Below are 17,886 nucleotides of genomic sequence, written 5' to 3' on the forward strand. Positions count from 1 at the left end.
GCGAGAAGGCTCCGCACCGGTCACTAGTTGCCCACCTCACTCGTCCGGCGGTGCCCCGCCTCGATGTTCTCCAGCGCCTCGCTCATGTGTGCGCCGACCTTGGCGATGTAGGGCTCGTCGATGGCCTGAATGTGTTCGCCACCGATCGGCACCACCTCGAGGTCTGACACGTACTCGCCCCACCCGCCGTCCGGCTGCCGGACGGCGTACCGCGGCTCGAACATGATCGCGTCGTCATGGTAGCGATCCGCCATGTAGAGGGTGACGTGCCCGTCGTACGGCTGGATCTCGGCGGTGTCGATGGCCCGGTTGTCCAGGTACGACGTGCGCTGGTGCTCGATGATCCCGGCCGGGATCTGCACACCGCTCTGGCTCACCGCCTCGAGCACGAACCGGATCTGGCCCTCGTCATCGAGCTCCTCGAGCTGCTCGTAGGGGATCTCCGGGATGGTGACGTTGAACGTCTTCTCGGCGAAGCGGGCGTAGCGGTCCCAGCGCTTGCGGATCTCCTCCTTGGTCTGCGGAACCTCCTCGCCCGCGCGGACCGCGTCGATCAGCCCGACCCAGGCGACGTCCTTGCCCAGCCGCTTGAGCCCGATCGCGCACGCGTAGGCGAGCACACCGCCCAGCGACCAGCCGGCCAGGATGTAGGGGCCGTCGCCCTGCATCTCGATCAGCTTCGGAAGGTATTGCGCCGCACGCTCTTCGATCGAGCCTTCGACCCGCTCGAAGCCGTACATCGGGGTGTCCGATGGCAGCCGGTTGAGCAGCGGCTCGTACACCACGGTCGAGCCGCCGGCCGGATGGAACACGAACACCGGCGGCTTCGAGCTGCCTTCGGGCGCACGCAGGGTGCGGACGAACCCGTCGACCACGCCGGCCTCCAGGTACTGCCGCACCTTCTCGGCCAGGGCCTCGATGTTCTCCGACGTCACCACGTCCTCGACGGTGATCGGGCCGTCGGCGCGCTCCGAGAGGCGCTGCGCCATCTTGGCGGCCTGCTCGTCGTCCAACTTGGGCAGCGGGTTGAAGATGCCGCCCGGCGACTTGCCGGTGACGATCGCCCACGTCGCGAACGTCACCCGCTCGGCCGCGTCGCGCGGCGGCACGTCCGAGTTGAGCGCCGCGGCGACCGCCTGCTGGTTGAGGGCGCCGGCGGCGCCGGCCGCCTCGGATTTGGCCTGCGCGGCACCATTGCCGTTCGGCCCCGACGGGTCGGTGGGCGGCGGCGGGACGGGAACATCCGACGGGGGCGGCGCCGACTGCGTCTCCGGCTCCGCCTGCGGGTCGGGCGCCGGCACCGCCGCGGTGACCGGCGTCGCGCCGCTCATCATCTCCGCCTGTATCCGGGCGATTTCCTCGGCGCTTTGCGTCTGCTGGTACTCGTGCAGCTGCTGAACCTCGTCGCGGTGCTCGACCGCGTACTTGATCAGCTCCTCGATGTTGTAGAGGTTGGCGTCCCGCACCGCGGCCAACTGGATCGGCGGCAGGTCGAAGTCGTACTCGACGCGGTTCTTGATCCGCACGGCCATCAGCGAGTCCAGGCCGAGCTCGATCAGCGGCACCTCCCACGGCAGGTCCTCGGGTTCGTAACCCATGGCCGAGCCGACGATCAGTCCCAGGCGCTCCGCGACCGTCTCGCCCGAGTCCGGCGACCACTTGCCCATGCTGGCCGAGAAGTAGCGGTTGGTCAGGCTGTCCGTCAGGGTTTCGGCCTCGGCCTGCTCGACGGGTGCCTCGGTTGCGGCGGCCGCCGTGCCGTTGGACGGAGCCGCGGCCGCGCCCACCGCGGCCGGCAGGGCGACGGCGCCCTCCCCGGCGCGGGTCACCAGCGCGTCGTAGACCAGCGTGAACGACTCGTCGATGCGGGCGTGCACCTGCACCGACGCGCCACCGGGGTGCCGGGTCAGCGTCGTCACCAGCCGGGCGCCCTCGCCCGGGACCGCGCGCTGCTCGGCGGCCGCCAGCTGCGCGTCCGGAAGCACCTCGGCCGCGGCGGCTTTCACCAACGCGGGCAGATCCGTCAGGCCGCGGGGGTTGTACTCCCACACGTGGCGGCCGTCCGGCAGCGCGACGTGGTTGCCCGGCATGAGCACCGAGCTGCTGCCGTGCGCGAAGTGCACGTCCAGCCAGTGCTCCTTGCGCTTGAACCGGGTCGGCGGGATGTTCGCGTAGTCGGCCGGCCCCGCCGCGCGGGTGAATAGCGTCCAGATGTCCAGGTCGTGGCCGTAGACGTAGAGCTGCGCCATGGTCGAGATCATCGACTCGACCTCGTCCTGCTTGCGGGCCAGCGTCGGGATCAGCTGCGCGTCGTGCAGCCCGGCCGCGGCGGTGGTCAGGCCCACCTGCATCAGCGCCACCGGGTTGGGAGCCAGCTCCAGGAACGTGGTGTGGCCGCTGTCGACGGCGTTGCGGACCCCGTGGGTGAAGTAGACGCTGTGCCGCAGCCCCTTCTTCCAGTAGTCGACGTCGTGGATCGGCTCGCCGCCCGGCTTGATGTAGCTGCCCTCGTGCACGGTCGAGTAGATCCCGACCGTCGGGCTCAGCGGCTTGATGCCCTGCAGCTCCGCGGCCAGCTCGCCGAGCAGCGGGTCCATCTGCTGGGTGTGGCTGGCGCCCTTGGTCTGGAACTTGCGGGCGAACTTCCCCTCCGCCTCACAGCGGGCGATGATCGCGTCCACCTGCTCGGGCGGGCCGCCGATGACGGTCTGGGTGGGGGCGGCGTAGACGCACACCTCGAGATCGGGAAAGTCCGGGAAGACGGTTTCGATCTCGTCGGCGGAGTACTCCACCAGCGCCATCAGCCGGATGTACTCGCCGAACAGCATCGCCTCGCCCTCGCCCATCAGGTGCGAGCGCGAGCAGATGGTCCGGGTGGCGTCGCGCAGCGACAGGCCGCCGGCGAAGTACGCGGAGGCCGCCTCGCCCAGCGACTGCCCGACCACCGCGGCGGGCTTGGCGCCGTGGTGCTTGAGCAGCTCGCCCAGCGCGATCTGGATCGCGAAGATGGTGACCTGGGTGGTTTCGATGCCGTAGTCCTGCGAGTCGTCGAGGATCAGCTCGAGCACCGAATAACCCAACTCGTCCTGGACCAGCGCGTCGACCTTCTCGATCCACTCGGCGAAGACCGCGTTGCGCAGGTACAGGCTCTTGCCCATCTTGCGGTGTTGCGCACCGAATCCCGCCAGCACCCACACCGGCCCGTTGGTCACCGGCCCGTCGACGCTGAACACGCCCGGCCGCTGCTTGCCCTCGGCGACCGCGCGCAGGCCCTTGATGGCCTCCTCGTGGTCGTGGGCCAGCACCACCGCGCGCGAGCGGCCGTGGTTGCGCCGCGACAGCGCCCGGCCGATCGATTCCAGCGACGACGCCTGCCCCTCGGGGCTTTCCATCCAGTCCGCCAGTTCGGCGGCCGCGGCCTTCTTGCGCGACGTCAAAAACGCCGACACCGCGAGCGGAATCAGGGGTTTGGTCGGCGCCTCTCCCCCAGAGGCCTCCTGCGCCGCCAGCTCCTCCAGCGCGATCTCCTTGAGCCGCAGCGCCTCGTCGGTGACGCCCGGCAGTTCGGGCTCGTCCTCCTCGGGCGCCTCGGGGTCGGGAATGATGTTGCCGAAGTCGTCGAACCGCAGTGCGTGGGCCTCCATCGTCGGCGCTTCAGCGGCGTCCGTTGCGGCCTTGTGCTCGGGTTCGGGCTCGCGCGCCTCTTTTTCCACGACGTCACGGGGTAAGACCTCGCGCACCACCAGGTGCGCGTTGGCGCCACCGAACCCGAAGCTGGACACCCCGGCCAGCGCGTAGCCGCCGTACCGCGGCCAGTCGGTGGGCTGGTCGATCACCTTCAGGCGCATCGCGTCGAAGTCGATGTAGGGGCTGGGCCCGGCGAAGTTGATCGACGGCGGCAGCTTGTCGTGCTGCAGGGCCAGCACCACCTTGGCCAGGCTGGCCGCACCGGCCGCCGATTCCAGGTGGCCCACATTGGTTTTCACCGCACCCAGCAGCGCCGGGCGGTCGGTGGGCCGGCCCCGGCCCACGACGCGACCCAACGCCTCCGCCTCGATCGGGTCGCCGAGCACCGTCCCGGTGCCGTGCGCCTCGATGTAGTCGACGGTGCGCGGGTCGATGCCGGCGTCCTTGTAGGCCCGGCGCAGCACGTCGGCCTGCGCGTCCTGGTTGGGCGCGATCAGGCCGTTGGACCGGCCGTCGTGGTTGACCGCGCTGCCCGCGATCACGGCGAGGATCTGGTCGCCGTCGCGGCGGGCGTCGTCGACCCGCTTGAGCACCAGCATGCCGCCCCCCTCGGAGCGGGTGTAGCCGTCGGCGTCGGAGGAGAACGATTTGATCCGGCCGTCGGGCGACAGCACCTGGCCGATCTCGTCGAAACCGAGCGTGACGACCGGGGTGACCAGCGCGTTGACGCCACCGGCGACGGCCACGTCGCACTCGCCGTTGCGCAGCGCCTGGACCGCTTGGTGCGCGGCCACCAGGGAACTCGAGCAGGCGGTGTCGACGGCCACCGACGGGCCGCGGAAGTCGTAGAAGTAGGAGACCCGGTTGGCGATGATCGACGTCGCGGTGCCGGTGATCGCGTAGGGGTGCGCGACGGTCGGGTCGGACACCGCCAGGAAGCTGTAGTCGTTGTTGGAGACGCCGACGTACACGCCGACGGACCCGCCGCGCAGGCTCGACGCGGGGATGCGTGCGTACTCGAGCGCCTCCCACGTGAGCTCCAGCGCCATCCGCTGCTGCGGGTCGATGTTGTCGGCCTCGGTCTTGGCCACCGCGAAGAACTCGGAGTCGAACCCCTTGATGTCCTTCAGGTAGCCACCGCGGGTGCGGGCCTTGGCCATCCGTTCGGCCAGCCGCGGCTCCTCCAGGAACTCCTCCCAGCGACCCTCGGGCAGGTCGGTGATGGCGTCGCGGCCCTCCATCAGCGCCTGCCACGTCTCGTCGGGGGTGTTCATGTCGCCGGGCAACCGGGTCGACAGGCCCACGATCGCGATGTCGACGCGCTCGGCCGGGCCGTTACGCGTCCAGTCCGAGACGTCGTCGCCCGACGTGTCGATCTCGGGCTCGCCCTCGACGATCCGCGTGGCGAGCGACTCGATGGTCGGATGCTGGAAGGCCACCGCGACGGACAGGGTGACACCGGTCATGTCTTCGATGTCGGCGGCCATCGCCACGGCGTCGCGCGACGACAGACCCAACTCCACCATGGGCACCGACTCGTCGACGTCGTCCGGTGACTTGCCAACGGCCCGGCCCACCCAGTTGCGCAGCCATTCGCGCATCTCGGGGACCGTCATCTCGGCCTTCTTGGCGGGGACGTCGCCGCCGGTGTTCTCTGGGTTCTCGGAGTGATCAGTGTCAGCCATAGTGTTCGTGAATTCAGTCGGTCGAGCTGGCGAAGGCGGTCGGCGAGCCGACACCGCTGCGCAGGCTGCCGTCGAGGTAGGCGGCCCGGCACGCGCGGCGCCCGATCTTGCCGCTGGAGGTGCGCGGGATCGTGCCCGCCTGCACCAGCAACAGGTCGCGGATGGTGACCCCGTGCCGCACGGCGATGGCCGCGCGGATCTCGTCGGCGATGGGCTGGTAGTCGAGCTTGTGCGTGCCGGGCGCGCGCTCGGCGACGATCACCAACTGCTCGGAGCTGTCCTCGGGGTCGTGCTTGAGGCCGGTGTGCGGGTTGTCGAACACCACCTGGGGCAGCTCGTTGGCCGGGACCGAGAACGCGGCCACGTAGCCGGTGCGCAGCGCCCGGCTGGCCTCCTGCGCCGAGTACTCGAGGTCCTGCGGGTAGTGGTTGCGGCCGTCGATGATGACGAGGTCCTTGATGCGGCCGGCTATATAGAGGTGCCCGTTGTGGTAGGTGCCGTAGTCGCCGGTGCGGACCCACAGCCCGTCATCCTCGGCCCCCTCGGCGTGCGACTGGCTGATGCGGGACTTGAGGATGTTGCGGAAGGTCTCCTGGGTCTCCGCCTCCTTGCCCCAGTAGCCGAGGCCGAGGTTCTTGCCGTGCAGCCAGATCTCGCCGATCTGGTCGTCCGGCAGTTCGGTGGCCGTGTCGGGGTCGACGATGACGGCCCACTCGTCGACACCGATGACGCCCGCGGACACCTGCGCGACGGCGTTCGGCGCGTCGGGGGCCACCTCGACGAAGCGCTGCTTGTTGAGCTCGTCGCGGTCGACGTGGATCACCGTGGGCGCCTCGTCCATCGGCGTGGTGGAGACGAACAGGGTCGCCTCGGCCAGGCCGTAGGACGGCTTGATCGCGGTCTCCCGCAGGCCGTACGGCGCGAACGCCTCGTAGAACTTGCGCATCGACGCCGGGGACACCGGCTCGCTCCCGTTGAGGATCCCCTTGACGTTGCTCAGGTCCAGGGGCGGCTCGCCCTCCTTGGGCACGCCGCGCACGGCGGCGTGCTCGAACGCGAAGTTCGGCGCGACGGTGAAAAGTTCCGAGCCCGGCTCGTCTTCGGGCTTGCGCGCCATCTCGCGGATCCACCGGCCGGGGCGGCGCACGAAGGCGGCCGGCGTCATGAAGGTGAAGTTGTGGCCCAGCACCGGCGACAACAGTGCCGTGATCAGACCCATGTCGTGGAAGAACGGCAGCCAGGACAGGCCGCGGTCACCCTCCTTGCCCTCCAGCCCGTTGAGCACCTGCAGCACGTTGGTCGGCAGGTTCAGGTGGCTGATCATCACGCCGGTCGGGGTGCGCGTGGAGCCGGACGTGTACTGCAGGTAGGCGATGGTGGTCTCGTCGGCGACCGGCTCCACCCAGGTGGAGGCCACCTCGGTCGGCACCGCGTCGACGGCGATCACCCGGGGCCGTTCCTTGGCCGAGCGGGCGCGGATGAACTTGCGGACCCCCTCGGCCGCCTCGGTGGTGGTCAGGATCGTCGAGGGGGTGCAGTCGTCGAGCACCGCGTGCAGGCGGCCGACGTGTCCCGGCTCGCCCGGGTCGAACAACGGCACGGCGATCCGGCCCGCGTACAGCGCGCCGAAGAAGGCGATCAGGTAGTCGAGGTTCTGCGGGCACAGGATGGCGATGCGGTCCCCCGGCTGGGTGACCTGCTGCAGCCGGGCGCCCACCGCACGGTTACGGGCGCTGAAGTCGCGCCAGATGATGTCGCGGTAGACACCGTCCCGTTCGGTGGAATAGTCGATGAACCGGTAGGCCAGCTTGTCGCCGCGAACCCTCGCCCACTTCTCAACGTGCTTGACCAGGTTGGTGTTGTCCGGGAACCTGATCTTTCCATTCACGATGAACGGGTTGTGGTACGGCATTCCGCTCTCCTGTCACACCTGTTTTAGGCCGGCGCTACGCCGACGTGTTGTCCTTCGGTCGGCCAGGCCGACGGTTTCCATTTCTAGCGGGCCAGTCCCTCGCGCGGCGCCGCGGGCGGCGGCCTCCTGTCCATCCCAGGCCGGCTTCCACCAGGATCGGGCCCGCAACAAAGTGTTATAGCTCTTAAATTCCTCTTAATGTTAAGGGGCGGCCCGCAGCACACCAAATCACAAGGTACCGCTGATCTGGACCGGCAACGGGCTCCTGACGGCTGTGTCCCGCGCCCGGTCATCCGTGTTTGGGATGCGGCGCGTTGGCGATCAGCCCTCGAACCCAGTTCAACGTCCAATCGGTGGCCGTCTGCCCGTCGGCGTTCCAGAACTGCGGCGTCGCGTACAGCGCGTGGATGGGCTGCCCGCCGTTACCGGCCAGGGTGTTGAGCGTGTTGGGCAGGTTGGCCACGCTGAACGCCTCCTGCGGCGCGGCGCAGATGAGGTCGCCGGGTGCGCAGATCTCGTTGGTCTTGCCGTCGAGCGCGCCGAACCCGCCCGGCCGCGCACCGGTCATGGTCAGGCCGAGATCGGACAGCACGGGCACTTCGTGCAACGTGATCTCGGCGCCCTGCCCCGGCGGGTTGGGGCCGACGTCGTTGCCCACCCCGGGCTGGCGCCGGCCGTCGGCGATCAACGTCACACCGAGCACCAGGTCGTCGTCGACGGGTCCGCGGCCGTTGCCGATGTCGCTGGCGATGTCACCGGCGATAACCGCGCCCTGCGAGAAGCCCATCAGCACGTAGCTGGTCAGCGGGCACTTGGCGTTCATGTCCGTCATCGCCTGGACGGTCGCGCGGGTGCCCTCGGCCCGGCTTGCGTTGTAGGACATCTGGGTGTCGCCGCTGAGCGGGTTGTGGAACTGCGCGGTGTAGGGCGTGGTGTACTCCTGCACCCGGGAGGCGGGGAACTCCTGGGTGATCGCCGCCGCCACCTTGTGCAGCAGCGCGTTGGGGAATTGCACCGGGTTGGCCGGGTCGTCCTGCGGGGCGGACTCCCAGGTGCCGGGGACGTTGACCAACTGGACGTCCGGACACGACGCGTCTTGGCTGGCGGGCCGGGGCTTGTGCGGGTGGGTGGTCGTGGAGGGCGGCGGCAGCACGCCGGGCGGCACCGCACTGGGCGGCGCCTCGCGGCCGCGCAACAGCATTACCACGGCGACGATGACCAACAACACCACGCCCGCCATCGTGAGGGCGGCGGTCCAGGCGAGGACTCGGTGGCGCTTGCGCCGGGCGTTGGTGGCCATGTTCTCCTGCTAGCAGCGTCGTGGATCGCAGCGAAGCGGTCCTCCCGACCCCCGCCGCATCCCTACACGGTACCGGCTCGCCTGAGTGGTTCGGCCCGGCAACGAACCGCTACCGACCCGTGACGGGAGATGGCGCCGAGCTACCGAATCGCGCCCACGATGTCGCCCGACATCGCCCCCAACTGCCCCGACCACGAGCCCCAGCCGTTGTCGCCGCCGCCCGGGAAGTCGAAATGACCGTTGTGCCCGCCGTTGCTGCGGTACTGCTGGTAGAACATCCGGCTGTTGCCCATCGCCTCGCCGGCCTGGCCGATCATCGCGGCGTCGTCGCCGCCCATGTTCGTCGGGCTGTAGACCCACACGCGGGTGTTGTTCTGCGCCAGCAGCGACGCGTGCACGTAGGGGTCGTGCCACTTCCACCGGCCCAGCTGCGGCGCGCCCCACATCCCGTTGCCGTCCACGCCGCCGTACTGCTGCAGGCCGGCCAGGATCGCGCCGTTCGTCGTGGTGTTCGACGGGTACAGGAACCCGGACAACGATCCGGCGAAGCCGAAGCGGTCGGGGTGGAAGGCGGCCAGGGCCATCGCGGCGTAGCCGCCCTGCGAGGCGCCGACGGCGGCGTGACCGCCGGGCGCCAGGCCCTTGTTGGCGGCCAGCCAGTTGGGCAGCTCACTGGACAGGAAGGTGTCCCACTGCTTGCTGCCGTCCTGCTCCCAGTTGGTGTACATGCTCCACGCCCCGCCGGCCGGCGCCACCACCGAGATCCCCTTGCCGCCCAGGGTGTTCATCGCGTTGCCCGCGGTGACCCAGTTGCTCACGTCCGGCGCCGCGTTGAAGGCGTCCAGCAGGTAGACCGCGTGCGGGCCGCCGCCCAGGAAGGCCACGGGAATGTCGCGGCCCATCGCCGCCGACGGCACCATCAGGCTCTCGTAGCCGGCCGCCCGGGCTTTTCCCGCGGGCCCGCCCGTCACCGTCACACCGATCAAGCCGACGGCCAGCGCGGCAACGGAGAACACCCGAAGAAGCGCTGACATACCCCGCACGACCCTCATGTCCACCCTCCATCGTCTAGTCGATGCCTGCACATTAGCCAGCGCCGTGGGGCCCCCGGCCGCCGGGTAGTGAAACAAATCACACACCAAAACGACCGGCGGCGGAAACCCCGAAAGGTTTCCGCCGCCGGTCGCGTCGTTCGGTGGGCTTAGGTGCCCTGGCCGGTGCCGTTGGAAGCGCCGTTGCCGGCGGCCGCCGCGGCGGTGGCCGGACCCGCGCCCGGGGTGGCGCCCAGCGTCGACTGCAGTTCAGGCTTCATCGCCTGCAGCTGCGCGCCCCAGTAGGGCCAGTCGTGGGTGCCGTTGGCGTCGAAGTTGAAGATCGCGTTGTGGCCACCGGCCGCGTTGTACGCGTCCTGGAACTTCAGGTTGGAAGTCCGCACGAAGCCCTCGAGGAACTTGGCGGGCAGGTTGTCGCCACCGAGGTCGGACGGCTTGCCGTTACCGCAGTAGATCCAGATTCGGGTGTTGTTGGCGACCAGCTTGCCGACCTGCAGCGACGGGTCGTTGCGGGCCCAGGCCGGGTCCTCCTTGGGGCCCCACATGTCGGCGGCCTTGTAGCCACCGGCGTCACCCATGGCCAGCCCGATCAGCGACGGGCCCATCCCCTGGGACGGGTCCAGCAGAGCCGACAACGAACCGGCGTAGATGAACTGCTGCGGGTGGTAGGCGGCGAGGATCAGCGCCGACGATCCGGCCATCGACAGCCCGACCACCGCGCTGCCGGTCGGCTTGACCTGCTTCTGCGACGACAAGTACTCCGGCAGCTCGCTGGTCAGGAAGGTCTCCCACTTGTAGGTGACGCAGCCGGCCTTACCGCAGGCGGGCTTGTACCAGTCCGAGTAGAAGCTCGACTGGCCGCCGACCGGCATGACCGTCGAGATGCCCGACTGGTTGTACCACTCGAACGCCGGCGTGTTGATGTCCCAGCCGTTGAAGTCGTCCTGCGCGCGCATGCCGTCGAGCAGGTACAGCGCGGGCGAGTTGGGGCCACCGCTTTCGAACTGAACCTTGATATCGCGGCCCATCCCCGCGGAGGGAACCTGCAGGTATTCCACCGGCAGACCGGGGCGCGAGAAGGCGCCAGCGGTCGCCGAGCCCCCCACGGCGCCAATCAGGCCCGAGAGCAGGGCCGCGCCAGCGGCCGCCACCCCGAGCCGCCGCGGCATACCGGCCACGGCGCCGCGAAACCTGTCGACAAGCGTCATCCTTGCTTCCTCATCCTTCTCGGCGCGCCCATCATCCTGACGCGTCCATGTTTTGGGTCGTACTGCATGCGATCTCCGCGCAGCAGTGCCGTTGTAGTCAACCACACCTTCAGCCGCCGGGCCGCATCGAGGCGGTCCCGCAAAGCGCCGCTCGGCTCCCATTACCCGGTCATTTCCCGGCCAAACGTTGGCTCCGAAAGCGGCGTTTTCGCATGTGCTTGAGCGTGATTGCCAGCTGGTGAAGGCCCAAATGTGAAGTTGCTGGCAGTTTTTCACGGGGCGCCCGCCGAGATAATTGTGAGATTGGTCGAAAATTCTTCTGCGCGGGGCTTACTCGCGGGGTCGAGGCGGCGGTCCTTCGGGCACCGGCAGCCCACACCGCGCGAGCTCGTAGCGCGGCACCCGATCGATCCGGTACTTGGTGAATTCATAGGAATGCAGCAGGTTGGAGAGGAATCGATGCGGCGTCATCGGCGCGCGCACCGAGCTGAGCACCGCCTCGGTTTCGGGGCATTTCAGGGCCGCCACCGCCTCCGCGACCCATTGCTGGTCCAAGTATCCCGGGATACCGGGATACACCCTCACCCACGGGCCGTCGGCGATCGCCCAATCGGGGAAGAGGTTCTTGTCGTGGCCGATGCGGCCATGCTGTAGCCGTTCCGTGTGCTGCGCAAGCGGATTCGCCAACCCGATCTGGTCGATCACCCGCACATCGAGCCCGACGTTCATGCCCACCATGCCGAGGTTGGTGAAAAACACTGTGTGCTGCGGCTTTTGGGGTGGCTTGTCCGGGCCCGGCTGCGCCTGCGGCACCAGGTCCCACTGGATGTAGTTGCCCGACGGCAGCAGCAACGCGCCGTTCGGGGTGTTGTCGAGCGCGGTCAGAATGGCCGCCATCCGCGGATACCCGAGGTAGTCGGCGGCGGTCAGGGGATGCGCATGCCCGGTGGCCTGCGCATAGAAGCGTCGCTCGTCGACGATCCCGGAGTAGGTGACGTGGGTGGCGTCGTCGCCCATGCCCGGCGAGTTCGCCGCCCACAGCGACCAGCCGGCCACACTCAGCCAGAGCGCACCGGCCGCGCCGGCCACCCAATAGCCCGTCTCGCGCGAATAGTCCTGGCCGTCCGGGATGGCCACCGGGATGACCGCGACCGGGGCCAGCAAGCAAAACAGCGGGGCCAGCAGCACCCGCCCGTGCATGAAGTCGCCCCCCTGCCGGATCCAGTACAGCGCCTGCACCAGCCCGCTCACCAGGACGAAGGCCACGACGGCCGGTGGGCTCTGCACCGCCCGGGCCACCCGGCCGTAGTCGGGCGACAGCGCGGGGCGCAGGAAGGACGGCCGGCGGCGCGCCGCCAGCAGCAGGATGCCCAGCGGGACCAGGAGCACCACCGGCACCCACACCGCGTAGGGCGCGTCGAAGTTCGAGAGGTAGACCAGGCCCTGGGACCACTTGTCGCCGGCGGCGTCCTTGGCCAGGGCGGTCCCGGGCACCAACAGGCCGTAGTAGCCCATCCGGAAGATCTCGTAGCCGACGGGCAGCAATCCCCCCGCCGCCACGACCAGCACCCGGCGCCGCCACGTCCGCGCGGCGATCAGCATCATGATCAGCGCCAGCCCACCCATCAGGGCCAGGTCGGGCCGCACCAGGACGCTGAAGCCGGCCACGAACGCCGACGCGCCGAGGAAGAGCCGGCGATCGGGCCGGTTTCGCACCGGCTGCGCCCAGCAGACCATCATCCACCACAGCAGCCCGAGGTAGGCCAGCGTGAGCCCGCTCTCCAGACCCGAGGTGGCGAAGTCACGCGCGGGCGGCAGGGAGATGTAGACCAGCGCCCCGGCGGGCAGCATGACTGCCCTGCGGCCCCGCAGGCTCGGCGCGTACAACCGGGCGGCCCCCAGCATCAGCAGCGCCACGCCCACCACCGAGAGCGTCAGGGCCAGGGCCAGCGCGACGTATTCCATGCGCATCGGCCCGCCCACCCAGCCACCCAGGTACATCAGGTAGGTCCAGGCCGTCGACGTGTTGGCCTCCACCCGCTCGCCCTCGTTGAAGACGGGGCCGTTGCCGGCGAGCAGGTTGCGCACCGTGCGCAACACGATCAGCCCGTCGTCGGCGATCCAGCGCCGTTGCCAGGCGCCCCAGCCGAACAGGACGGCGACCACCGCCACACTGATCCACAGGCTGACCCGCACCATCGCGGTGTACGGGAAGACGGGCCAGCCCAACCGCCTGACGACCGGCCGGGTGCGCATCATCCGCGCTTTGAGGGCCTGCAGTTCGGAGCTAGCCGAAGGCAACGGCGGCTCCAAGCGTCGCAATCCACGCTAGAAAAAGCAGCTGCAGCACTCGGTCGCGCAGCGCGATGTCCTCGGGCTCGCCGGCCAGCCCGCCGTCGACGTCGACGGCGTAGCGCAGGATCGCGATGGTGAACGGGACCATCGATACCGCGAACCACGATCCCGAATGGCGGTCACGCTCGAACGCCCACAACCCGTAGCAGAGCACCACCGCGGTGGCCGACATGGTCCAGACGAACCGCAGATAGGTGCTGGTGTAGCTCTCCAGGGACTTGCGGATCGCGGCGCCGGTGCGCTCGGCGACCTGCAGCTCCGCGTAGCGCTTGCCGGCCACCATGAACAGCGATGCGAACGCCGCCGAGAGCAGAAACCATTGCGATAGCGGGATGCCGGTGGCGGCGCCGCCGGCGATCGCCCGCAGCAGGTACGCCGACGACACGATGCAGATGTCCATCACCGCCTGGTGTTTGAGACCGAAGCAGTACGCCAGCTGCATGCTGAGGTAGACGGCCATCACCACCGCCAAGTCGGGTGTCAGCCACCAGGCAAGCGCCAGCGAAGCCACCCCGAGGACCACCGCGAGGGTGTAGGCCAGCCATTCGGGCACGACGCCGGCCGCGATCGGCCGGAATCTCTTGGTCGGATGCTCGCGGTCGGCGTTCACGTCACGCACGTCGTTGACCAGGTATATCGACGACGCCGCCAGGCAGAACACCACGAACGCCACAGACACCTTGGTCAGCACGTCGGCGTAGTTGTAGTGCACCGGGCCGCCCAGCGCGGCCAGCGGGGCGGCGAGCACCAGGACGTTCTTCACCCACTGCCGCGGGCGGATCGCCTTGATGACCCCGGTCACCACGTTGCCCGAGGGCCCCGTCACCACGTCCTCACTCATCCGGTCAGACCTTCCGTGCCCGGCCCTCGAGCCGGACGGCGATTCGCGCGACGGTGGCGCCGAGGGCGATGCCGCAGGCCACGTCGCTGGGATAGTGCACGCCCAGCAGCATCCGCGACAGGGCCATCGGGGGAATCAGCAGGGCGGGCAGCGGCAGACCGGTGATCCGTCCCATCAGGATGGCCGCGGCGGTCGTCGAGGTGGCGTGCGCCGACGGGAAACTCAGCTGGCTGGGCGTGCCGACGTTCACGGCGACCGCCGGATCGTGCGGCCGCTTGCGCCGGACCACCCGCTTGACCACCACGGCAGCGGCGTGCGCGGCGAAGGCGCCGGCCCCGGCGACCAGCCAATCCAGGGCCCGCTTCGGCATCAGCAGCGCACCCACCGCCGACACGGCCAGCCAGCCGATGCTGTGCTCGCCGAAGTGGGACAGGCCGCGCGCCACCGTCAGCACCCCCGGGCGGTCGGCCAGGGCCGACTGCACGGCCACCAGCGCGGCCACCTCGCCGCTGGGGGGACTTGAAGCGGGGGCTTCAGGCATGCTCGCGTTCGGCGTGCGCGGGCAACAGCGCCGTCTCCCACTTCTGCTTGCTGGACAGCACCGGTAACGCGTCGCGGTAGGTCTTGCGCATCTCGTCGAACCGGCTCGCCAGCCGGCGCTGCCGGCGCAGCGAGGCGAACAGCAACTGGAACATCTTGCGCCGATCGCGTTGCCGGTACACCACCCCGCACCCGTCGGCCGTCGTGACGGTGACGCCGTCGACCGTGCACAGCCGGAACCAGCGGGCGTCCTGGGTCGGCACGTTGAACTCCGGGCGCTGGTGGGCTTCGGGATCGGCCTTGGTCGCGTTGTGCGCGATGCCCCGGACCAGCCGGTAACCGATCGACAGCGGATTCACCGGCGGCTTCATCGCCTTGGTCTTGTTCGACGGCGGCGGCAGTTCGCTCGCCGCCGGCAGCACCACCGCGTCCGGGTATTCCTTACGCAGCCGATGCACCTCGGGCAGCGCGGATTCCAGGATCGAGAAGATGTGCTCCGGGCCGGCCAAGAAGTCGTCGATGGCCTTGTTTTGTATTGCCACGGTTGAATATTCCAGGCAGGCAAGGTGTTTCAGCGTCGCCTTGAGGTGGCTGCGAACCAGCCCGGTCACGTCGCCGTCCCAGTGCATCGCGGCGACCACCAGCCGGTTGCGCAGATGGAAGTAGGCCTGCCAGTCGATGGCGTCGTCCTTGTCGCTCCAGGCCATGTGCCAGATCGCCGCGCCGGGCAGCGTGACGGTCGGATACCCGTGCTCGCCGGCGCGCAGGCCGTATTCGGCGTCGTCCCACTTGATGAACAGGGGCAGCGGCTGGCCCAGCTCCTCGGCGACCTGCCGGGGGATCATGCACGTCCACCACCCGTTGAAGTCGACGTCGATGCGCCGGTGCAGCAGCGCGCTGCGAGAACTCTTGTCGTTCAACGGGAATTCGGCGAAGTCGTGATCGTACTCGGCGTGCGGCGCCGCGGTCCACATGAAGTTCGACTGGTTGACCACCTCGCCCATGATGTGCAGGTGTGACGGCTCCTGCAGGTTGAGCATCTGACCGCCGATGAGCATCGGCGACTTGGCGAAGCGGTGCAACGCCAGCACCCGCAGGATCGAGTCCGGCTCGATCCGGATGTCGTCGTCCATGAACAGGATCTGTTGGCAGTCCGTGTTTTTCAGCGCCTCGTACATCACCCGGCTGTAGCCGCCCGAGCCACCCAGATTGGGTTGGTCGTGGATGGACAGCCGGTTGCCCAGGCCCGCGGCCGCGGCCGGGAAGTCGGGGTGATCGCGCACCTTGCGGACGCCCTGGTCGGGGACGATCACCGCGCCTATCACCTCGTCCACCAACGGGTCGGCGGTGAGGTCGGCCAGCGCGTTGACGCAGTCGGCGGGCCGGTTGAACGTGGGGATGCCGACAGCGATGTTGGCCGTGCCCGGGGCGGGCTCGGTCGCATACCAGCCGCCGCTCACCAAGGTGACCGCCGTGTCCGTGGTGATGTCGAACCAGATCCACCCGCCGTCCTCGAACGGCTTGAGCGCCACCTCGATCTCGACGATGGCCGGCTGCTCGTCGGTGCCGACGAATTGGCGGCCCTCCACCGAGATTCGCACCCCGGTGGCCTTCGTCCGGTACACGTCGACGCGCCCGGTTCCGGTCAGCTCCACCCGCAGGACCACCGACTGGCAGATCGACCAGCGGCGCCAGTAGCTGGCCGGGAAGGCGTTGAAGTAGGTGGCGAACGAGACCTCGGACTCCTTGCCGATCTCCAGCGAAGTGCGGCTCGCGGCGTGCGCGCGCCGCGCGTTGGTGGTCGATTCCTCCAGGTACAGCTTGCGCACGTCGAGGGGTTCGCCGGGACGCGGCAGGATGATTCTGGAAAGCAGGCTGATAGCGGTCATCCCCCCGCGCCTTCCTCCACTAGGGCTCTGCCCTCGCTCAGGTGCGGCGCGAGGGTGTTGTCGTACATGTTCAACGCGCTGGCTATCGCCATGTGCATATCCAGGTATTGGTAGGTGCCCAGCCGGCCGCCGAAAAGCACTTTCGACGAAGCGGTTTCGGCCTTCGCCCGGGCGCGGTACGCGGCCAGCAGGGCGCGGTCGGCCTCGGTGTTGATCGGATAGTAGGGCTCGTCGTCGTCTTCGGCGAACCGGGAGAACTCGCGCATGATGACCGTCTTGTCGGTCGGGTAGTCCCGCTCGAGGTGGAAGTGGCGGAACTCGTGGATGCGGGTGTACGGGACGTCGAGATCGTTGTAGTTCATCACCGGCGTGCCCTGGAAGTCGCCGGTGGGCAGCACCTCGACCTCGAAATCCAGTGTGCGCCAGCCGAGCCTGCCCTCGGCGTAGCTGAAGTAGCGGTCCAGCGGGCCGGTGTACACGACGGGCGCATCCGGGCTTTCGGCGCGCAGCCGGTCGCGGACGTCGAACCAGTCGGTGTTCAGCCTGACCTCGATGCGGTCGTCGGCGGCCATGTTCTGCAGCCACGCCGTGTACCCGTCGACCGGCAGGCCCTCGTAGGTGTCGCTGAAGTACCGGTTGTCGAAGGTGTAGCGCACCGGCAGCCGGGTGATGTTGGCGGCCGGCAGCTCCTTGGGATCGGTCTGCCACTGCTTGGCGGTGTAGCCCTTGACGAACGCCTCGTACAACGGCCGCCCGATCAGCGAGATCGCCTTCTCCTCCAGGTTCTGCGCGTCCTCGGTGTTGATCTCGGCGGCCTGCTCGGCGATCAGCCGGCGGGCCTCGTCCGGCGTGAAGTATCTGCCGAAGAACTGGGACACCAAGCCGAGGCCCATCGGGAACTGGTAGGCCTGCCCGTTGTGCATCGCGAACACCCGGTGCCGGTAGTCGGTGAACTCGGTGAACTGCCGCACGTAGTCCCAGACCCTCTTGTTGGAGGTGTGGAACAGGTGGGCGCCGTATTTGTGGACCTCGATGCCGGTCTGCGGCTCGGCCTCGGAGTAGGCGTTGCCACCGATGTGCGGGCGGCGTTCCACCACGAGCACGCGCTTCCCGAGTTGGGTAGCCACGCGCTCGGCAATGGTCAGGCCGAAAAATCCGGAGCCGACGACGAGGAGGTCGAAACGAGCGGTCATCGGTTGCTTAGGGTATCCGACGGCGTGGGCCTAACCCATTTGGCGAGGCCAGGGAGTCCGGTTTCGGCCGCGTTCGGGACAGCTCGACCCGGCGATCACAGCCGGGGTCGCAATTGCCTCACGATTCAATATCACCACTCTAGTCACACCAATCTCACTCGTACCATCGACTCTGTGTGGTTCTCGCCAGCCAGGACCGGTAGGCCGCACCGACACAACACAGT

General features: G+C 68.9%; 10 protein-coding genes. All 10 read right to left on the reverse strand.

Features of this window, described 5'->3' with window-relative positions:
• Positions 1 to 23 precede the first annotated feature (23 nt).
• A complete protein-coding gene (pks13, locus tag BST44_RS07015; RefSeq protein ID WP_083176052.1) occupies positions 24 to 5,372 on the reverse strand; it encodes a polyketide synthase Pks13 in 5,349 nt (1,782 codons plus the stop codon).
• A 13-nt stretch (positions 5,373 to 5,385) separates the two neighbouring features.
• Positions 5,386 to 7,284 (reverse strand): long-chain-fatty-acid--AMP ligase FadD32, encoded by a 1,899-nt coding sequence (fadD32, locus tag BST44_RS07020; protein ID WP_083176054.1) that lies wholly within the window; start codon positions 7,282 to 7,284, stop codon positions 5,386 to 5,388.
• A 289-nt stretch (positions 7,285 to 7,573) separates the two neighbouring features.
• A complete protein-coding gene (culp6, locus tag BST44_RS07025) occupies positions 7,574 to 8,584 on the reverse strand; it encodes a carboxylesterase Culp6 (RefSeq protein WP_083176056.1) in 1,011 nt (336 codons plus the stop codon).
• A 140-nt stretch (positions 8,585 to 8,724) separates the two neighbouring features.
• The gene (locus BST44_RS07030) at positions 8,725 to 9,627 is read right to left on the reverse strand and encodes an esterase family protein (RefSeq protein WP_083176146.1); all 903 of its coding nucleotides are present in this window, start codon (positions 9,625 to 9,627) and stop codon (positions 8,725 to 8,727) included.
• Positions 9,628 to 9,785: 158 nt separating this feature from the next.
• On the reverse strand, positions 9,786 to 10,844 hold the full coding sequence (gene ag85A, locus BST44_RS07035; protein ID WP_083176058.1) for a diacylglycerol acyltransferase/mycolyltransferase Ag85A: 1,059 nt from the start codon (positions 10,842 to 10,844) through the stop codon (positions 9,786 to 9,788).
• A gap of 330 nt (positions 10,845 to 11,174) precedes the next feature.
• Positions 11,175 to 13,145, reverse strand: a complete 1,971-nt coding sequence (gene aftB / locus BST44_RS07040; protein ID WP_279628970.1) for a terminal beta-(1->2)-arabinofuranosyltransferase — start codon at positions 13,143 to 13,145, stop codon at positions 11,175 to 11,177.
• Positions 13,132 to 14,040 carry a decaprenyl-phosphate phosphoribosyltransferase gene (locus tag BST44_RS07045; RefSeq protein WP_083176062.1) on the reverse strand — a complete coding sequence of 303 codons (909 nt, stop codon included), beginning with the start codon at positions 14,038 to 14,040 and terminating at the stop codon, positions 13,132 to 13,134. Before BST44_RS07045 ends, aftB begins: the two co-directional genes overlap by 14 nt.
• A 4-nt stretch (positions 14,041 to 14,044) precedes the next feature.
• Positions 14,045 to 14,581 (reverse strand): phosphatase PAP2 family protein, encoded by a 537-nt coding sequence (locus tag BST44_RS07050; RefSeq protein WP_167380164.1) that lies wholly within the window; start codon positions 14,579 to 14,581, stop codon positions 14,045 to 14,047.
• Entirely contained in the window at positions 14,574 to 16,469 is a 1,896-nt protein-coding gene (locus tag BST44_RS07055) for a glycosyltransferase (protein ID WP_083176066.1), read from the reverse strand. The genes BST44_RS07050 and BST44_RS07055 overlap by 8 nt, the downstream gene beginning before the upstream one ends.
• Positions 16,466 to 17,662 carry a UDP-galactopyranose mutase gene (gene glf, locus BST44_RS07060; RefSeq protein WP_083176068.1) on the reverse strand — a complete coding sequence of 399 codons (1,197 nt, stop codon included), beginning with the start codon at positions 17,660 to 17,662 and terminating at the stop codon, positions 16,466 to 16,468. The genes BST44_RS07055 and glf overlap by 4 nt, the downstream gene beginning before the upstream one ends.
• Positions 17,663 to 17,886: the final 224 nt, after the last annotated feature.

The organism is Mycobacterium scrofulaceum (genome assembly GCF_002086735.1).
Classification (GTDB): Bacteria; Actinomycetota; Actinomycetes; order Mycobacteriales; family Mycobacteriaceae; genus Mycobacterium; species Mycobacterium scrofulaceum.

Excerpts from the sequence above, each read along its gene's own strand:
- pks13 (WP_083176052.1), bottom strand. The coding sequence starts at position 5,372 with ATGGCTGACACTGATCACTCCGAGAACCCAGAGAACACCGGCGGCGAC.
- fadD32 (WP_083176054.1), bottom strand. The coding sequence starts at position 7,284 with ATGCCGTACCACAACCCGTTCATCGTGAATGGAAAGATCAGGTTCCCG.
- culp6 (WP_083176056.1), bottom strand. The coding sequence starts at position 8,584 with ATGGCCACCAACGCCCGGCGCAAGCGCCACCGAGTCCTCGCCTGGACC.
- ag85A (WP_083176058.1), bottom strand. The coding sequence starts at position 10,844 with ATGACGCTTGTCGACAGGTTTCGCGGCGCCGTGGCCGGTATGCCGCGG.
- BST44_RS07045 (WP_083176062.1), bottom strand. The coding sequence starts at position 14,040 with ATGAGTGAGGACGTGGTGACGGGGCCCTCGGGCAACGTGGTGACCGGG.
- BST44_RS07050 (WP_167380164.1), bottom strand. The coding sequence starts at position 14,581 with ATGCCTGAAGCCCCCGCTTCAAGTCCCCCCAGCGGCGAGGTGGCCGCG.
- BST44_RS07055 (WP_083176066.1), bottom strand. The coding sequence starts at position 16,469 with ATGACCGCTATCAGCCTGCTTTCCAGAATCATCCTGCCGCGTCCCGGC.
- glf (WP_083176068.1), bottom strand. The coding sequence starts at position 17,662 with ATGACCGCTCGTTTCGACCTCCTCGTCGTCGGCTCCGGATTTTTCGGC.